At 70.6% G+C, this 14419-nt stretch carries 12 protein-coding genes; 5 read left to right on the top strand and 7 right to left on the bottom strand.

The features are described from left to right. Window positions 1-26: 26 nt before the first annotated feature. On the bottom strand, window positions 27-530 hold the full coding sequence (locus AC3A5Z_RS11960; protein ID WP_487519553.1) for a flavin reductase family protein: 504 nt from the start codon (window positions 528-530) through the stop codon (window positions 27-29). 193 nt (window positions 531-723) lie between these two features. Here AC3A5Z_RS11960 and AC3A5Z_RS11955 point away from each other — a divergent pair, with 193 nt between their 5' ends. Next, window positions 724-1677: a magnesium transporter CorA family protein gene (locus AC3A5Z_RS11955; protein WP_487519552.1), complete on the top strand. Its 954-nt coding sequence runs from the start codon at window positions 724-726 to the stop codon at window positions 1675-1677. Here the strand turns inward: AC3A5Z_RS11955 and AC3A5Z_RS11950 are convergent. Next, window positions 1655-2365 (bottom strand): DUF1045 domain-containing protein, encoded by a 711-nt coding sequence (locus tag AC3A5Z_RS11950; RefSeq protein ID WP_487519611.1) that lies wholly within the window; start codon window positions 2363-2365, stop codon window positions 1655-1657. The genes AC3A5Z_RS11955 and AC3A5Z_RS11950 overlap by 23 nt on opposite strands. A gap of 204 nt (window positions 2366-2569) precedes the next feature. Between AC3A5Z_RS11950 and AC3A5Z_RS11945 the strand changes: the two genes are divergently transcribed. After that, window positions 2570-3493 carry a PHP domain-containing protein gene (locus AC3A5Z_RS11945; RefSeq protein ID WP_487519551.1) on the top strand — a complete coding sequence of 308 codons (924 nt, stop codon included), beginning with the start codon at window positions 2570-2572 and terminating at the stop codon, window positions 3491-3493. A gap of 149 nt (window positions 3494-3642) precedes the next feature. Here the strand turns inward: AC3A5Z_RS11945 and AC3A5Z_RS11940 are convergent, their stop codons facing one another. From AC3A5Z_RS11940 to hutI, 4 genes are all read right to left on the bottom strand, one after another. After that, a complete protein-coding gene (locus AC3A5Z_RS11940) occupies window positions 3643-4296 on the bottom strand; it encodes a flavin reductase family protein (protein WP_487519550.1) in 654 nt (217 codons plus the stop codon). A 77-nt stretch (window positions 4297-4373) separates the two neighbouring features. Then, window positions 4374-6056: a urocanate hydratase gene (gene hutU, locus AC3A5Z_RS11935; RefSeq protein ID WP_487519549.1), complete on the bottom strand. Its 1683-nt coding sequence runs from the start codon at window positions 6054-6056 to the stop codon at window positions 4374-4376. A gap of 17 nt (window positions 6057-6073) precedes the next feature. Then, the gene (gene hutH, locus AC3A5Z_RS11930) at window positions 6074-7618 is read right to left on the bottom strand and encodes a histidine ammonia-lyase (RefSeq protein ID WP_487519548.1); all 1545 of its coding nucleotides are present in this window, start codon (window positions 7616-7618) and stop codon (window positions 6074-6076) included. Continuing rightward, window positions 7611-8801 carry an imidazolonepropionase gene (gene hutI, locus AC3A5Z_RS11925; RefSeq protein ID WP_487519547.1) on the bottom strand — a complete coding sequence of 397 codons (1191 nt, stop codon included), beginning with the start codon at window positions 8799-8801 and terminating at the stop codon, window positions 7611-7613. The genes hutH and hutI overlap by 8 nt, the downstream gene beginning before the upstream one ends. 70 nt (window positions 8802-8871) lie before the next feature. Between hutI and AC3A5Z_RS11920 the strand changes: the two genes are divergently transcribed. Then, the gene (locus AC3A5Z_RS11920; protein WP_487519546.1) at window positions 8872-10215 is read left to right on the top strand and encodes a formimidoylglutamate deiminase; all 1344 of its coding nucleotides are present in this window, start codon (window positions 8872-8874) and stop codon (window positions 10213-10215) included. Beyond that, the gene (gene hutC, locus AC3A5Z_RS11915) at window positions 10212-10901 is read left to right on the top strand and encodes a histidine utilization transcriptional repressor HutC (RefSeq protein WP_487519545.1); all 690 of its coding nucleotides are present in this window, start codon (window positions 10212-10214) and stop codon (window positions 10899-10901) included. The genes AC3A5Z_RS11920 and hutC overlap by 4 nt, the downstream gene beginning before the upstream one ends. 123 nt (window positions 10902-11024) lie before the next feature. Here the strand turns inward: hutC and AC3A5Z_RS11910 are convergent, their stop codons facing one another. Beyond that, complete coding sequence (locus AC3A5Z_RS11910) at window positions 11025-11876, bottom strand: LysR family transcriptional regulator (protein WP_444666527.1); 852 nt, start codon at window positions 11874-11876, stop codon at window positions 11025-11027. A 100-nt stretch (window positions 11877-11976) separates the two neighbouring features. On the opposite strand from AC3A5Z_RS11910, the gene AC3A5Z_RS11905 reads away from it, so the two are divergent. Next, window positions 11977-14418, top strand: a complete 2442-nt coding sequence (locus tag AC3A5Z_RS11905) for a GcvT family protein (protein WP_487519544.1) — start codon at window positions 11977-11979, stop codon at window positions 14416-14418. The last annotated feature ends 1 nt before the right edge of the window (window position 14419 follow it).

Here is a 14419-nt window from a genome sequence, read left to right as displayed (position 1 = left end):
CGCCGCGAGATCCCATGCCGCCCGCCTCAGAGCCCCGGGGCGAAACGCCCGAACTGCCCTTGGGCAAAGAGCAGCGGCTCGCCCGCGCGCATCGTCACCCGGTGCACCCTGCCCACGACGATGGCATGATCGCCCCCGTCATGGATCGCATGGTGGCTGCATTCGAAACAGGCCAGCGTCCCCGGCAGCAGCGGCACACCCTCGGCGGTATAGCCGGTCTCCAGCCCCTCGAACCCCGCGCCGCCGCGGGTGAAGCGGGCGCAGAGATCGGCCTGACCGGCATGCAGCACATGGATGGCGAAATGCCGGGCCTCGGAGAAGCGGTCGAAGCGGCTCGACGAGCGCGCCGGCGACCACAGCACCAGCGCCGGGTCGAGCGAGACCGCGGCAAAGCTGTTGGCGGTGATCCCCATCGGCCCGTCCCCGGTGAAAATGGTGACGACCGTGACCCCGGTGGCGAAACGCCCCAGCGCGTCGCGCAGCGCGCGGCTGTTCTGCGGCTCGGGGGCGAAGATCGCCTCGTTCGTCATGCTGCACTCCTGTCGGCTCACCTTTGCCGCTCCTCTCTCTTCACGGGCCGGGGCGGCGGTTTCAAGCGCAAAGCGGCGGCTCTGGCGGCGAATGCGCCGCAGCGGGCGGAATTCCGGCCGCCGTCACCCCGGCAGGTGCTTTGCAGCCCCGTCCAACCGCGCTAGCAAGGACGCTCATCTGCCGGAGACCCCCATGCTCTACGCCTACCGCAAATCCGGCGACCGCCTGATCCGCCAGAGCCAGATCGACCCGCTGGTCGATGCGCTCTGGATCGACCTCTACCGCCCGCAGCCCGCGCAGGTCGCCGCCGTCGCCGCCTTGGGCATCGAGGTGCCGACGCTGGCCGACATGGAGGAGATCGAGGTCTCCAACCGGCTCTACCGCGAGAACGGTTTCGATTACATGACCGTGGTGCTGCCCGGGCAGGATCTGGAAAAGCAGCAGATCTCCGGCCCCGTCACCTTCATCCTGACGCCAGAGCGGCTGGTGACGGTGCGCCACCACGCGCCGCGCCCGTTCGAGACCTATCCCGAACGCGCCGACAAGACCGGCCCCGGCTGCGCCACGGCCGATCAGGTCTTCCTCGGCCTGATCGAGGAGGTCACCGGGCGGCTGGCCGATCTTCTCGAAGGCGCGGGCCGCAGTCTCGACGAGGTGTCGCGCGGCATCTTCCGCAGCCAGGGCCAGAACATCCCGCCAATGCAGCTGCAGGCCTCGCTGGAGCGCGTCGGGCGGCAGGGGGAGCTTCTGGGCTACATCCAGCTGACGCTGCTTACCTTGGAACGCGCGCTCAGCTTCTACGGCCAGACCGAGCGGGCCGGGACGGGGCTGCGCCCGGTGGTCAAGAGCCTGACGCGCGACATCGCGGCGCTCGAGGTGCATGCTGATTTCCTGTCGCAGCGCGTGGCGCTGGTCACCGACACCACGCTCGGCATGATCAACCTGACGCAGAACGCCACCGTGCGAATCGTTTCGGTGGTGGCGGTGCTGTTCCTGCCGCCGACGCTGGTCGCCAGCATCTACGGCATGAACTTCGCCCATATGCCCGAGCTGTCGCAGAGCTGGGGCTATCCGGCGGCGCTGGCGCTGATGGTCGCCTCGGGCGGGGCGACCTATTTCTGGTTCAAGTGGAAGAACTGGCTCTAGGCCCGGTCAGCGGCACCCGCTCCAACAGGCGGAAGCGGCCATCGGTCGCCTCGCCGAAGAGGCAGAGATCGGCGATCCGGAACGGCTCGGGCAGCAAGGGCGCCAGCACCGGCGCCAGTGCAGCCTCCACCTGCGCCGCCTCTTCCTCGGGCAGATCGCCGGTCAGCGTCAGATGGAAGCGGAACTCGTCCATCACATAGGGGTAGCCCCAGCTGGCCAGATGCTCGCGCTGGCGCGGGCTCAGCCGGTCGGGGCGGCGGCGGGCGATCTCGGTCGCGTCGGGCGGCGCGCGGTAGCCGTCGAGCGCCCGCACCACCTCGGCGGCCATCGCGGCCAGCCCGCTCTGGTCGCCCTCGGGCAGCAGCGCCACGAAGCCGTCGATCCGCTCCAGCCGCAGGCCGGGCAGCGTCACCGGCGCGAGATAGGGGCAGAGCGCCACGAAGGCCGCGTGCAGGTCGCTGACATCGGCGCCCTCGGCCAGCCGGAACGGCGGCTTCACCGTGCCGTGGAAGCCGTATTTGCGCGGCGCCTGGGTCAGCAGCCCCGGATCGCGCGGCAGGCCCGCCACCGGCGGATGCGGCACCGCGGCGCCCGTCTCGGCATCCCAGCCGAGCCATGCCGCCGCGAATTCCGCCAGCGGCCCCGGCTCGGGTGCGTAATAGATCGCGTATCGCGAGAATCCCTGCATCAGCCGCCCCTGCGTGACCGTATCGCCCGAGACATGCCATCTTTGCCGCGCGAGGGAAAGCCTTGCCACCCGCGGCTCCCAGGCCCTGTGGCCCTGTCATGGCGGCGTCACGCTTCGTCGCGACAGATCGGTGGCGCGCCCGGGCTAGACGCCGGTGCGCTTTGCCGCCAGCCTGACGCCGAAACGCCAGCCAAGGATCGCCAGATGAAAACCCTCTCCGCCTTCACCGCTCCCGGTCGCTTCTGGCGCGGCAACCTGCACACCCATTCCACCCGCTCCGACGGGGTGCTGGACCCCGAGGAGGTCTGCCGCCGCTACCGGGCTGAGGGCTACGATTTCCTCGCCCTGACCGACCATTTCATCGGCCGCTACGGCTATCCGATCGTCGATACCGCGGCCTATCGCTCGGCCTCCTTCACCACGATCCTCGGGGCCGAGCTCCACTCCGGCCCGATGGCCAATGGCGAGCTCTGGCACATCCTCGCCGTCGGCCTGCCACCCGATTTCGCCGCCCCCGCCGCCCCCGACTTCCAGGCCACGCCGACGCAGGAGACCGGCCCCGAGATCGCCGCCCGCGCCGTTGCCGCCGGGGCCTTCGTCGCCATCGCCCATCCGCAATGGTCCGGCCTGACCCTGGCCGACGCCCGCAGCATCGAAGCGGCCCATGCGGTGGAAATCTACAACCACGGCTGCGCCACGGGCTGCGAACGCCCCGACGGCAGCGCCCTCGCCGACCTCCTGCTCAGCGAGGGCCGCGACCTCACGCTGATCGCCACCGACGACGCGCATTTCCACGACCCCGACCATTTCGGCGGCTGGGTCATGGTGAAGTCCGAGGCGAACGACCCCGAGGCGCTGCTCGCCGCCCTGAAACGCGGCGACTTCTATTCGAGCCAGGGCCCCGAGATCCGCGACATCCGCGTGACCGAGGGTTTCGTCGACGTCGACTGCTCCGCCGTCACCGCCGTGACAGTCCAGGGAGTCGGCACCGCCTCGACCGCCGTCCACGGTCACTCGATGACCACCGCCCGCGTCCCGCTCACCCGCTTCGCCGCGTCAAGCTTCCTGCGCGTCACGATCCGCGACGCCGCCGGCCGCCGCGCCTGGAGCAACCCGATCCGCCTTTGACCCGGCATTTTCTGTTGAGAAATATCCTCGGGGGGTGAGGGCGCAGCCCGAGGGGGGCAGACAGCCCCCCTGCGACGCTTCCCGGCACGCGCTCCCGCCACCGCCAGCGCAACACCAAAATCCTTGCTCAAGGATTTTGGTCCCGGCCCTCAGGCCTTGCCCTCCAGCCCCGCCGCCGCGGCCCCCGTGGCGCCTGGGATGCGCATCTCGAAGACTTCGGTGACCGAGGTGTAGTCATAGTAGCCGAGCCGGGCCAGCGGCCGGATCCTCGGGATGTCGAGCTTGCCATCCGGCGTCAGCACCTCGTCCTTCACATGGATGCGCACCACCTCGCCATAGACCACCTCGACCCAGCCATGCGCCGAATTGCCCCGGAGCCGGTGGGTGGAGAGGTAGCGGCATTCGAAATGGGCCGGGCTCTCGGCCACCCGCGGCCCCGGCGCGTCGATGCAGGGCGCGCGGGTGACGCCGGCCTTCTCGAATTCGTCGACGCCGTCCGGCCATTCCATCGCGCTGAGGTTCACCGCCTCGCGCAGCTCATAGGTCGCCATGTTCCAGACGAACCAGCCGGTCTCCTCGGAATTGACCACCGTGTGTTTGCGGCGGCCGTCGGAATACTGGTTGGCGGCGAACATCACCATCGGCGGGTCGAAGGTCAGGTTCTGCCACTGGCTGTAGGGGGCAAGATTGGCGATGCCATCTTTCGAGACGGTGGAGAGCCAGCCGATCGGGCGGGGCACGGTGCAGGACTTGAAGGGAGAGAAGGGCAGCGGGCAGGGGTCGATGCCGGGGGCGTAATGCATGGTCGGTCTCCTGTGTCGGGCGCCGGGGGGCTGTCTGCCCCCCGGACCCCCCGAGGATATTTGGACAGGGAAGAAGCTCAGTTGCCGAGGATGCCGGGCAGGCGGAGGTTGTGTTCGCGGGCGCAGGCCAGGGCTTCCTCGTAGCCCGCGTCGGCGTGGCGCATGACGCCGGTGGCGGGGTCGTTCCAGAGCACGTTGGTGAGGCGACGGGCGGCGTCGTCGCTGCCATCGGCGCAGATCACCATGCCGGAATGCTGCGAGAAGCCCATGCCGACGCCGCCGCCGTGGTGCAGGCTGACCCAGGTGGCGCCCGAGGCGCAATTCAGCAGCGCGTTCAGCAGCGGCCAGTCCGAGACCGCGTCGGAGCCGTCGCGCATCGCCTCGGTCTCGCGGTTGGGCGAGGCGACGGAGCCCGAGTCGAGGTGATCGCGACCAATCACCACCGGGGCCTTCAGCTCGCCCGAGCGGACCATCTCGTTGAAGGCGAGCCCCGCCCTGTGCCGGTCGCCGAGGCCGATCCAGCAGATCCGCGCCGGCAGTCCCTGGAAGGCGATCCGCTCGCGGGCCATGTCGAGCCACTGGTGCAGGTGGGCGTTCTCGGGGAACAGCTCCTTCATCTTGGCGTCGGTCTTGTAGATGTCTTCCGGATCGCCCGAGAGTGCCGCCCAGCGGAACGGGCCGATGCCGCGGCAGAAGAGCGGGCGGATATAGGCGGGGACGAAGCCGGGGAAGGCGAAGGCGGTCTCCAGCCCCTCCTCCAGCGCCACCTGCCGGATGTTGTTGCCATAGTCGAGCGTCGGCACGCCGGCATTCCAGAAGCCGACCATCGCCGCCACATGGGTCTTCATCGAGGCGCGGGCGGCGCGTTCGACCGCCTTCGGATCGGTCTCGCGCGCGGCCTTGGCCTCGGCCACCGTCCAGCCCTGCGGCAGGTAGCCGTTCAAGGGGTCATGTGCCGAGGTCTGGTCGGTGACGATGTCGGGGCGCGGGCCGCCGGCCTGCATCCGGGCCAGAAGCTCGGGGAAGATGTCGGCGGCATTGCCGAGCAGCCCCACCGATTTCGCCTCGCCCTTCGCCGTCCAATCCGCGATCAGCCCGAGCGCCTCGTCGAGACTCGCAGCCTTGGCGTCGAGGTAGCGGGTGCGGATGCGGAAATCGATCCGGGTCTCGTCGCATTCGACGGCGAGGCAGCAGGCCCCGGCCATCACCGCGGCGAGGGGCTGGGCGCCGCCCATGCCGCCGAGCCCGCCGGTCAGCACCCAGCGCCCGGTGAGGTCGCCGCCGTAATGCTGGCGGCCCGCCTCGGCGAAGGTCTCGTAGGTGCCCTGCACGATGCCTTGCGTGCCGATGTAGATCCAGGAGCCCGCAGTCATCTGGCCGTACATCGCCAGGCCCTTCTTATCGAGCTCGTTGAAATGGTCCCAGGTCGCCCAATGCGGCACGAGGTTGGAATTGGCGATCAGCACGCGCGGCGCGTCCTTGTGGGTGCGGAAGACCCCCACCGGCTTGCCCGATTGCACCAGCAGGGTCTCGTCCTCCTCCAGCGTCTTCAGGGTGGCGACGATGCGGTCGAAATCCTCCCAGGTGCGGGCGGCGCGGCCGATGCCGCCATAGACCACCAGCTCATGCGGGTTCTCGGCCACGTCTGGATGCAGGTTGTTCATCAGCATCCGCATCGGCGCTTCGGTTAGCCAGCTCCTGGCGCTGATCTCGGTGCCGGTCGGGGGGTAGATGTCGCGGAGGTTGTGACGTTTGTTCATGGGGGGCTCCAGCGGTGTCAGACGTGCGCAGGCAGGTTGAGGGCGGGCAGGTCGAGGCCGGTGGCCGCGGTCAGCGCTCCCGAGGCGATGAGCGCGGCGGCGGCCTTGAGGTCGGGGGCGAGGTAGCGGTCGTCGCCCAGTGTCGCCACCTCCTGCCGCAGCCGGGCGACGGCGCCCTGCAGTGGCAGCGAGGTGGCGAGCGGGGCGCGGAAGTCGATGCCCTGCGCGGCGCAGATCGCCTCGACGCCGAGGATGACGTTCAGGTTCTCGACCATCCGCCCGAGCCGCCGCGCGCCATGGGCGGCCATGCTGACATGGTCCTCCTGATTGGCCGAGGTGGGGGTGCTGTCGGTGACGGTGGGCGTCGCCAGATGCTTGTTCTCGCTCATCAGCGCGGCGGTCGTCACCTCGGCGATCATCAGGCCGGAGTTCAGGCCGGGATTCGGTGTGAGGAAGGGCGGCAGGTCGAAGCTGAGCGTCGGGTCGACCATCAGCGCCACCCGGCGCTGGGCGATGGCGCCGATCTCCGAAAGCGCCAGCGCCATCATGTCGGCAGCGAAGCCGACTGGCTCGGCATGGAAGTTGCCGCCCGAGACGATGCGGCCGTTCTGCAGCACCAGCGGATTGTCGGTGGCGGCATTGGCCTCGACCTCCAGCGTGCGGGCGGCCATGCGCAGCACGTCCATCGCGGCGCCGGTCACCTGCGGCTGGCAGCGGATGCAATAGGGGTCCTGCACCCGCGTGTCGCCTTCGCGGTGGCTCTCGCGGATCGCGGAGCCGTCGAGCAGGGCGCGCAGGGCGGCGGCGGCCTCGATCTGGCCGAGATGGCCGCGCAGGCTGTGGATCTCGGGCTCGAGCGGGGCGGTGGAGCCCATGATCGCGTCGGTGGAGAGCGCCGAGGTGACGAGCGCCGCCTGCGCCGCGCGCCAGCCGTCGAAGAGCCCGGCCAGCGCATAGGCGGTGGAGAACTGGGTGCCGTTGATCAGCGCCAGCCCCTCCTTGGGACCGAGCGTCACCGGGACGAGTCCGGCGCGGGCCAGCGCCTCGGCGCCCGGCAGCACCGCGCCGCCGATCTCCGCCTCGCCCGCGCCGATCATCACCGCAGCCATATGGGCGAGCGGGGCGAGGTCGCCCGAGGCGCCGACTGACCCCTGCGCCGGGATCACCGGGGTCACGCCCTCGGCCAGCATGCCTTCGAGCAGCACCACGATTTCCCAGCGCACGCCGGAGGCGCCGCGGCCGAGCGAGAGGAGTTTCAGCGCCAGCATCAGGCGGGCGACGGGGCGGGGCATCGGGTCACCCACGCCGCAGCAGTGCGACAGGATCAGGTTGCGCTGCAGGGTGGCGGTGTCCCTGGCGGCGATCTTCAGGCTGGCGAGCTTGCCGAAGCCGGTGTTCACGCCATAGACAGCCTCCTCGCCTGCCGCGGCCTCGGCGATGCGGGCGGCGGCGGCCTCGACCGCGGGGCGCGCCTCGGGCGAGAGCCGGGCGGCGCTGCCGTCGCGGTAGAGCCGTTCCAACTGGGCGAGGGTGGTCGCGCCGGGGATGAGGGTTTCAGACAAGCGAGCCTCCGAAGATCCGGGCATGGAGCGGCGTCGCGCCGATGCGGTAGCTGAGTTCGGCCGGGTGCCGCGCCTCCCAGACGGCAAGGTCGGCGCGCAGGCCGGGGACGATGGTTCCGGCGTCGCCGAGGCCGAGGGCGCGGGCGGCATGGGCGGTGGTGCCCAGCAGCGCCTCTTCCGGGGTCAGGCGGAACAGGGTGCAGGCCATGTTCATCGCGAGGCAGAGCGAGGTCATCGGCGAGGAGCCGGGGTTGCAGTCGGTCGCCACCGCCATCGGCACGCCATGGGCGCGCAGGGCGGCGATCGGCGGGGCCTGCGGATCGCGCAGCGTGAAATACGCCCCGGGCAGGATGACGGCGACAGTGCCCGCGGCCGCCATCGCCTCGACACCCAGATCGTCGAGGTATTCCAGATGATCCGCCGACAGCGCGCCATGCCGCGCCGCCAGCGCCGCGCCGCCGAGGTTGGAGAGCTGCTCGGCATGCAGCTTCACCGGCAGGCCCAGCCGATGCGCCTCGGCGAAGACCTCGGCGATCTGCGAGGGCGCGAAGGCGATGCCCTCGCAGAAGCCATCGACCGCATCGACCAGCCCCTCGGCATGGGCGGCGCGCAGGGCGGGCAGGGCGACCTCGGCGATATAGGCGTCGGCCCGGTCCTTGTAGTCGGCAGGCACGGCATGGGCGCCGAGGAAGGAGGTGAGGATGCGGACCTTGCGCTCCTGCCCGATGCGGCGGGCGACGCGCAGCATCTTCAGCTCGGTCTCGATGTCGAGCCCGTAGCCCGACTTGATCTCGATGCTGGCGACACCTTCGGCCAGCATGGCGTCGATGCGCGGCAGGGCCTGCGCCAGAAGCTCCGCCTCCGAGGCGGCGCGGGTGGCGCTGACGGTGGAGACGATGCCGCCGCCCGCGCGGGCCACCTCGACATAGCTCGCGCCCTTCAACCGCATCTCGAACTCGGCGGCGCGGTTGCCGCCGAAGACCGCATGGGTGTGGCAATCGATCAGCGCGGGCGTGACCAGCCGCCCTTCGAGATCCTGTCGCGGGCCGTCGAATTCCGCCGGCAGATCGGCCATGCGCCCGACCCAGCGGATCGTCTCGCCCTCGGTCACCACGCAGCCCTCTGGGATCAGCCCGTAGCCGCCCTGCATCGTCGCCACGGTCGCGTTGGCCAGAATCATCATGCCGCTTGCCTTTTGTCTGCGCATTGATTTAATTTGTCTGCACATAATAAACCCTGTCAAGAGGCTTGCCATGCAGGACGCGACGATCTGGGCCGAAACGGCGCTGCTGCCCGAGGGCTGGGCAAGGGATGTTCGGCTGACCCTGCGGGACGGCCGGATCGCCGCGCTGGAGACCGGCGTGCCGGGACAGGGGCTCGGCTGCCTGCTGCCCGCGCCGGTGAACCTGCACTCCCATGCCTTCCAGCGCGCCATGGCCGGGATGACCGAGCGGCGCGGCCCGGCGCAGGACAGCTTCTGGACATGGCGGCAGCTGATGTTCCGCTTTCTCGACGCGCTGACGCCCGAGGATGTCGGCGCCATCGCCGCCTTCGTGCAGATGGAGATGCTGGAGGCGGGCTATGCCGCGGTGGCCGAGTTCCACTACCTGCATCACCAGCCGGGCGGCGCGCCCTATGCCGATCCGGCCGAGATGGCGGGGCGGATCGTGGCAGCGGCGGCGGAGACCGGCTGCGGGCTGACGCTGCTGCCGGTGCTCTATCAGCAGGGCGGCTGCGACGGGCGGGCGCTGAGCCCGGGGCAGGCGCGCTTCGGCACTGACGTCGGGTGGTTCATGGCGCTGCGCGCGGCGGCGGGGCGCGGGCTGGCGGCCGACGGGGTGCTGGGCACGGCGCCGCATTCTTTGCGCGCGGTGAGCCGCGAGGGGCTGGCGGCGGTGACGGCGCTGCCCGGGCCGCTGCACATGCATCTGGCCGAGCAGGTGGCGGAGGTCGAGGAAGTCTCAGACGTCTACGGTGCGCGTCCGGTGGAGTGGCTCCTGGCCAACCACGCGGTCGATGCGCGCTGGTGCCTGATCCATTGCACCCAGATGCTGCCCACTGAAACCGAGGCTCTGGCGCGGAGCGGCGCGGTGGCCGGGCTCTGCCCGATCACCGAGGCCAATCTGGGCGACGGCATCTTCGACGGGGTGCGCTGGCTTGCGGCCGGCGGGCGCTTCGGCGTGGGCTCGGACAGCAACGTGCGCATCGCTCTGGCCGAGGAACTGCGGCTGCTGGAATATTCCCAGCGCCTGCGCGACCGGGGCCGGGCGATGCTGGCGGAGCCGGAGCGCTCCACTGGGCGGATGCTCTACGAGAGCGTGCTGGCCGGGGGCGCGCAGGCGGCGGGGCGGCAGAGCGGGGCGATCCGCGTCGGCGACTGGGCCGATCTTCTGGCGCTGGACACGCGGGCCGTCGATCTGGAGGGGCGGCAGGGCGATGCGCTGCTCGACGCCTGGATCTTCGCGGGCGATGATCGGATGGTGTCGGAGGTCTGGTCGGCGGGGCGGCCCGTGGTGAGCGGGGGGCGGCATGTAGGCCGCGACGCGATCGAGGCGCGCTACCGTAGGGTGATGGCCCGGCTGCGGGGGCTCCTGTGACGCCGCAGGGCTGGGAGGAGATCCGCGCCGAGGTGCTGCGCCGCATCCACGCCCGCGACTGGGCGCCGGGGGCGCTGATCCCGACCGAGGAGGCGCTGGCGCAGGAGTTCGGCTGTGCCCGGGCCACGGTGAACCGGGCGCTGCGCGAGCTGGCCGAGACGGGCGTGCTGGAGCGGCGGCGCAAGGCGGGAACCCGGGTGGCGCTCTCGCCGCCGCGCCGCGCCACGCTCGACATCCCGGTGACCCGGCTCGAGGTCGAGGGGCGGGGGCAGGCCTATGGCTTTCACCTGCTGGAGCAGCGGCTGCGCGAGGCTCCGGCGCCGGTTACCTCGCGGCTGGGGCTGGCGCCGGGGCTGGCGCTGCTGCAGCTGAAGACGCTGCATCTGGCCGACGGGCGGCCCTTCCTGCTGGAGGACCGCTGGCTGAACCCCGCCGTGCTGCCCGACCCGGCCCCGGATTTCGCCACGATCAGCGCCAACGAATGGCTGGTGGGCCATGTGCCCTATACCACCGGCGACATCGCCTTCTCCGCCGCCTCGGCCAGCGCGGAGGAGGCAGAGGTGCTGGGGCTGGCGGAGGGGGCCGCGCTCTTCATCGTCGAGCGCAGCACCTGGGAGCGGGATCTGCCGGTGACCACGGTGCGGCTCGCCTATGCGCCGGGCTATCGGCTGCGCACCGTGGTCTGAGCCGGCCGGCCGGGGGAGCCGCGCTTGGGGGCATCGAGCCCCCGCGAGCGGCGCTGCCGCGGACAGAGCGGCGGCGGGGCGCAGGGGGGGCAGGCATGAGTGGCCCAAGAAAAACCCGAAGGGTCAGCGGGCACCGAAGTGGCGCTGGACGATGCGCAGCAGGCGGCGGTGCATCGGGCTGATGCGGTGGCGCAGGTGCATCGCGGCATAGACCGGCTGGCGCAGCACCGGGGCATCGACCACGAGGCGGAAGCGCCCCGTGGCGATCATCTGCTGCGCGGTCTTCTCCAGCACATAGCCCGCGCCGCCCATGGCGTTGAGGAGCGCCGCCACCGTGGCGCTCTGCCCGACCGAGACCGGGGCGCCGGCGAGCTCGGGCAGGAGCTCGCGGTGCATCGCCTCGAAGGCATTGGAGAAATGCGCGAAGACGAAGCTGTCGGGCGCCACCTCGGCGCGGCGGTCGGTGTGGGAGGAGACCATCACATAGGGCAGCTCGCCCACATTGGTGAAATGCAGGTCGGGATGCGGCTTCGGCGCGAACATCACCGCGAAATCCTGCAGGCCCGTCAGCAGGTCGGCGCACATCTGGGTGGAATAGTCCGGCTCGATGTAGAAGGCGGCGTCGGGGATGGCGCGGCGGAAGTCGGCGACCCATTCGCCGATATGCTGGGCGGCGAGGTCGTTCTGGATGCCGAGCCGCACCAGATGCGCCGCCTCTCCGGGCACGCGGATGCGGCGGCGGGCCTCGTTCCATTCGTGGCGCAGGCTGCGGGCATGGGGCTCGAAGCGGCGGCCCTCCATCGTCGGCTCGGTCCCGGCCCGGGAGCGGTCGAAGAGCCGGGCGCCGAGCGCGGTTTCCAGCGCCGCGATCCGGGCCGAGACGGTGGATTGGGTGACGCCGAGCCGCTCGGCGCTGCGGTTGAAGCTGCGCGTCTCGACGAGGTCGAGGAAGGTCTCCAGAAGCTCGATCTGCATGGCTGCTCCTGATCGGGTTATCCGATCAATAGGGGGCTCGCGGCCGAATTGAAAGCCGTCTCGGCGCGCCCGATAGTGGGCGGCGACAGAGGGGGTGGACATGGCTGATTTTCCGACGAGCGCGCGTGTGGTCATCATCGGCGGCGGGGCGGTGGGGGCCTCGGCGCTCTACCATCTGGCGCTGGCCGGATGGACCGATGCGGTGCTTCTGGAGAAGAACGAGCTGACCGCCGGATCGACCTGGCATGCGGCGGGCAACGTGCCGACCTTCTCCTCCAGCTGGTCGATCATGAACATGCAGCGCTATTCGGCCGAGCTCTACCGCGGGCTCGGGCAGGCGGTGGATTACCCGATGAACTACCATGTCACCGGCTCCGTGCGGCTGGGGCACAGCCGGGAGCGGCTGCAGGAGTTCCGGCGGGTCCGCGGCATGGGGCGCTATCAGGGCATGGATCTGGAGGTTCTGGGGCCGGAGGAGATCCGCAGCGTCTATCCCTTCCTCGAGACGACGGGGCTGAGCGGAGCGCTCTATGACCCCTATGACGGCGACATCGACCCGGCGCAGCTGACGCAGGCGCTGGCCAAGGGGGCGCGGAGTCTGGGCGCGCGGATCGAACGCTTCTGCCCGGCGACGGGGGTGCGGCGCGAGGCCGGCGAATGGGTGGTGGAGACGCCGAAGGGCGAGATCCGCTGCGAGAAGGTGGTGAATGCCGCCGGATACTATGCCCGCGAGGTCGGCAAGTGGTTCGGGCGGGACATCCCGATGATGGTGATGAGCCATCAATACATGCTGTTCGACGCGATCCCCGAGCTCGCCGCGTGGTCGGCGGAGGCGGGGCACAAGCTGCCGTTGCTGCGCGACGTCGATTCCAGCTACTACCTGCGGCAGGAGAAGCAGGGCTTCAACCTCGGGCCCTATGAGCGGAACTGCCGGGCGCATTGGATCACGCCGGACGATCCCTTCCCGGAGGATTTCAGCTTCCAGCTCTTTCCCGACGATCTCGACCGGCTGGAGTGGCATATCGCCGACGCCATGGCGCGGGTGCCGCTGCTGGAGAAGGCCAATCTGACCAAGGTCATCAACGGGCCGATCCCCTACACGCCCGATGGCAATCCGCTGATCGGGCCGATGCCGGGCGTGCCCGATGCCTATGAGGCCTGCGTCTTCACCTTCGGCATCTGTCAGGCGGGGGGCGCCGGGAAGGTTCTGGCCGAATGGGTGACGGAGGGGCGGACCGAATGGGACATGTGGTCCTGCGACCCACGCCGCTTCACCGGCTTCGAGGATCGGGACTACTGCATCGCCAAGGGGATGGAGGTCTATGGCCACGAATACGCCATCCACTTCCCGCATCACAGCTGGCCCGAGGGGCGGGGCAAGAAGCTCTCGCCGGTGCATGACCGCATGGCGGACCTTGGCGCGCAGTTCGGCGCCTACAACGGCTGGGAGCGGGCGCTGTGGTATACGCGGCCGGGCGACGACACCTCGGAGGCGGGGACCCAGACATGGGACCGCGAGGGGCCGTGGTTCGGCGCGGTGAAGGCGGAATGCGAGGCGGTGCGCGACGCGGCGGGGCTGCTCGATCTGCCGGGCTTCTCGCGTTTCCGGGTGACGGGGCCGGGGGTGTCCGACTGGCTGGCGCTGCAGATCACCGGCAAGGTGCCAAAGGTCGGGCGGCTCGGCCTCGGGTATTTCGCCGACGAGGCGGGGCGGATCGTCACCGAGATGTCGATGGCGCGGATGGCTGATGACGAGGTGCTGCTGATCACCGCCGCCACGGCGCAGGCGCATGACCGGGAATGGCTGCTGGGGGCGCTGCCCGAAGAACTGCGGCTGGAGGACGAGACGGATGACTGGTCCTGCCAGATCCTCACCGGGCCTGCCTCGCGGGCGATCCTTGCCGGCGTGACGGGGGCCGATCTGGCGCGGCCCTGGCTCAGCTGGCAGGAAGCGGAGATCGCGGGGCTGCCGGTGCTGCTGCTGCGCGTCTCCTTTGCCGGCGAACTCGGCTGGGAGATCCACAGCCGTCTCGAGGATACGCCCGAGGTGGTCGAGGCGGTGCTGGCGGCGGGCGCCGGGCATGGGCTGCAGCCCTTCGGCATGTTCGCGCTGAACTCGCTGCGGATCGAGAAGGGCTACCGGGCGTGGAAGGGCGATCTGTCCACGGATTACACCGTGCTGCAGGGCGGGCTGGAGCGGTTCGTCGATTTCACCAAGCCCGCCTTCCGTGGCCGCGCGGCGCTGCTGGCCGAGAAGCAGGCCGCGCCGAAGCGGCGCTTCGTCAGCCTGATCGTCGCCGCGGGCGAGGCCGACCCGCCCTATATGTCGACCCTCTGGCACGGCGGCGCCGTGGTGGGCGAGACGACCTCGGGCTACTGGGGGCACCGCGGCGGGGCCTGCGTGGCGCTGGGCATGGTGCGGGCCGATCTGGCCGAGCCCGGGACCGCGCTGGAGGTCGAGATCTTCGGCGAGCGCTTCCCGGCGGTGGTGCAGCCGGATCAGGCGGTGTGGGACCCGCAGAACGCGAGGGTCCGGGCATGAC

Source organism: Cereibacter sp. Soil_C_27, assembly GCF_057657095.1.
This window is presented reverse-complemented; position numbering and strand designations above follow the sequence as displayed.

Excerpts from the sequence above, each read along its gene's own strand:
- AC3A5Z_RS11960 (WP_487519553.1), bottom strand. The coding sequence starts at position 530 with ATGACGAACGAGGCGATCTTCGCCCCCGAGCCGCAGAACAGCCGCGCG.
- AC3A5Z_RS11955 (WP_487519552.1), top strand. The coding sequence starts at position 724 with ATGCTCTACGCCTACCGCAAATCCGGCGACCGCCTGATCCGCCAGAGC.
- AC3A5Z_RS11950 (WP_487519611.1), bottom strand. The coding sequence starts at position 2,365 with ATGCAGGGATTCTCGCGATACGCGATCTATTACGCACCCGAGCCGGGG.
- AC3A5Z_RS11945 (WP_487519551.1), top strand. The coding sequence starts at position 2,570 with ATGAAAACCCTCTCCGCCTTCACCGCTCCCGGTCGCTTCTGGCGCGGC.
- AC3A5Z_RS11940 (WP_487519550.1), bottom strand. The coding sequence starts at position 4,296 with ATGCATTACGCCCCCGGCATCGACCCCTGCCCGCTGCCCTTCTCTCCC.
- hutU (WP_487519549.1), bottom strand. The coding sequence starts at position 6,056 with ATGAACAAACGTCACAACCTCCGCGACATCTACCCCCCGACCGGCACC.
- hutI (WP_487519547.1), bottom strand. The coding sequence starts at position 8,801 with ATGATGATTCTGGCCAACGCGACCGTGGCGACGATGCAGGGCGGCTAC.
- AC3A5Z_RS11920 (WP_487519546.1), top strand. The coding sequence starts at position 8,872 with ATGCAGGACGCGACGATCTGGGCCGAAACGGCGCTGCTGCCCGAGGGC.
- AC3A5Z_RS11910 (WP_444666527.1), bottom strand. The coding sequence starts at position 11,876 with ATGCAGATCGAGCTTCTGGAGACCTTCCTCGACCTCGTCGAGACGCGC.
- AC3A5Z_RS11905 (WP_487519544.1), top strand. The coding sequence starts at position 11,977 with ATGGCTGATTTTCCGACGAGCGCGCGTGTGGTCATCATCGGCGGCGGG.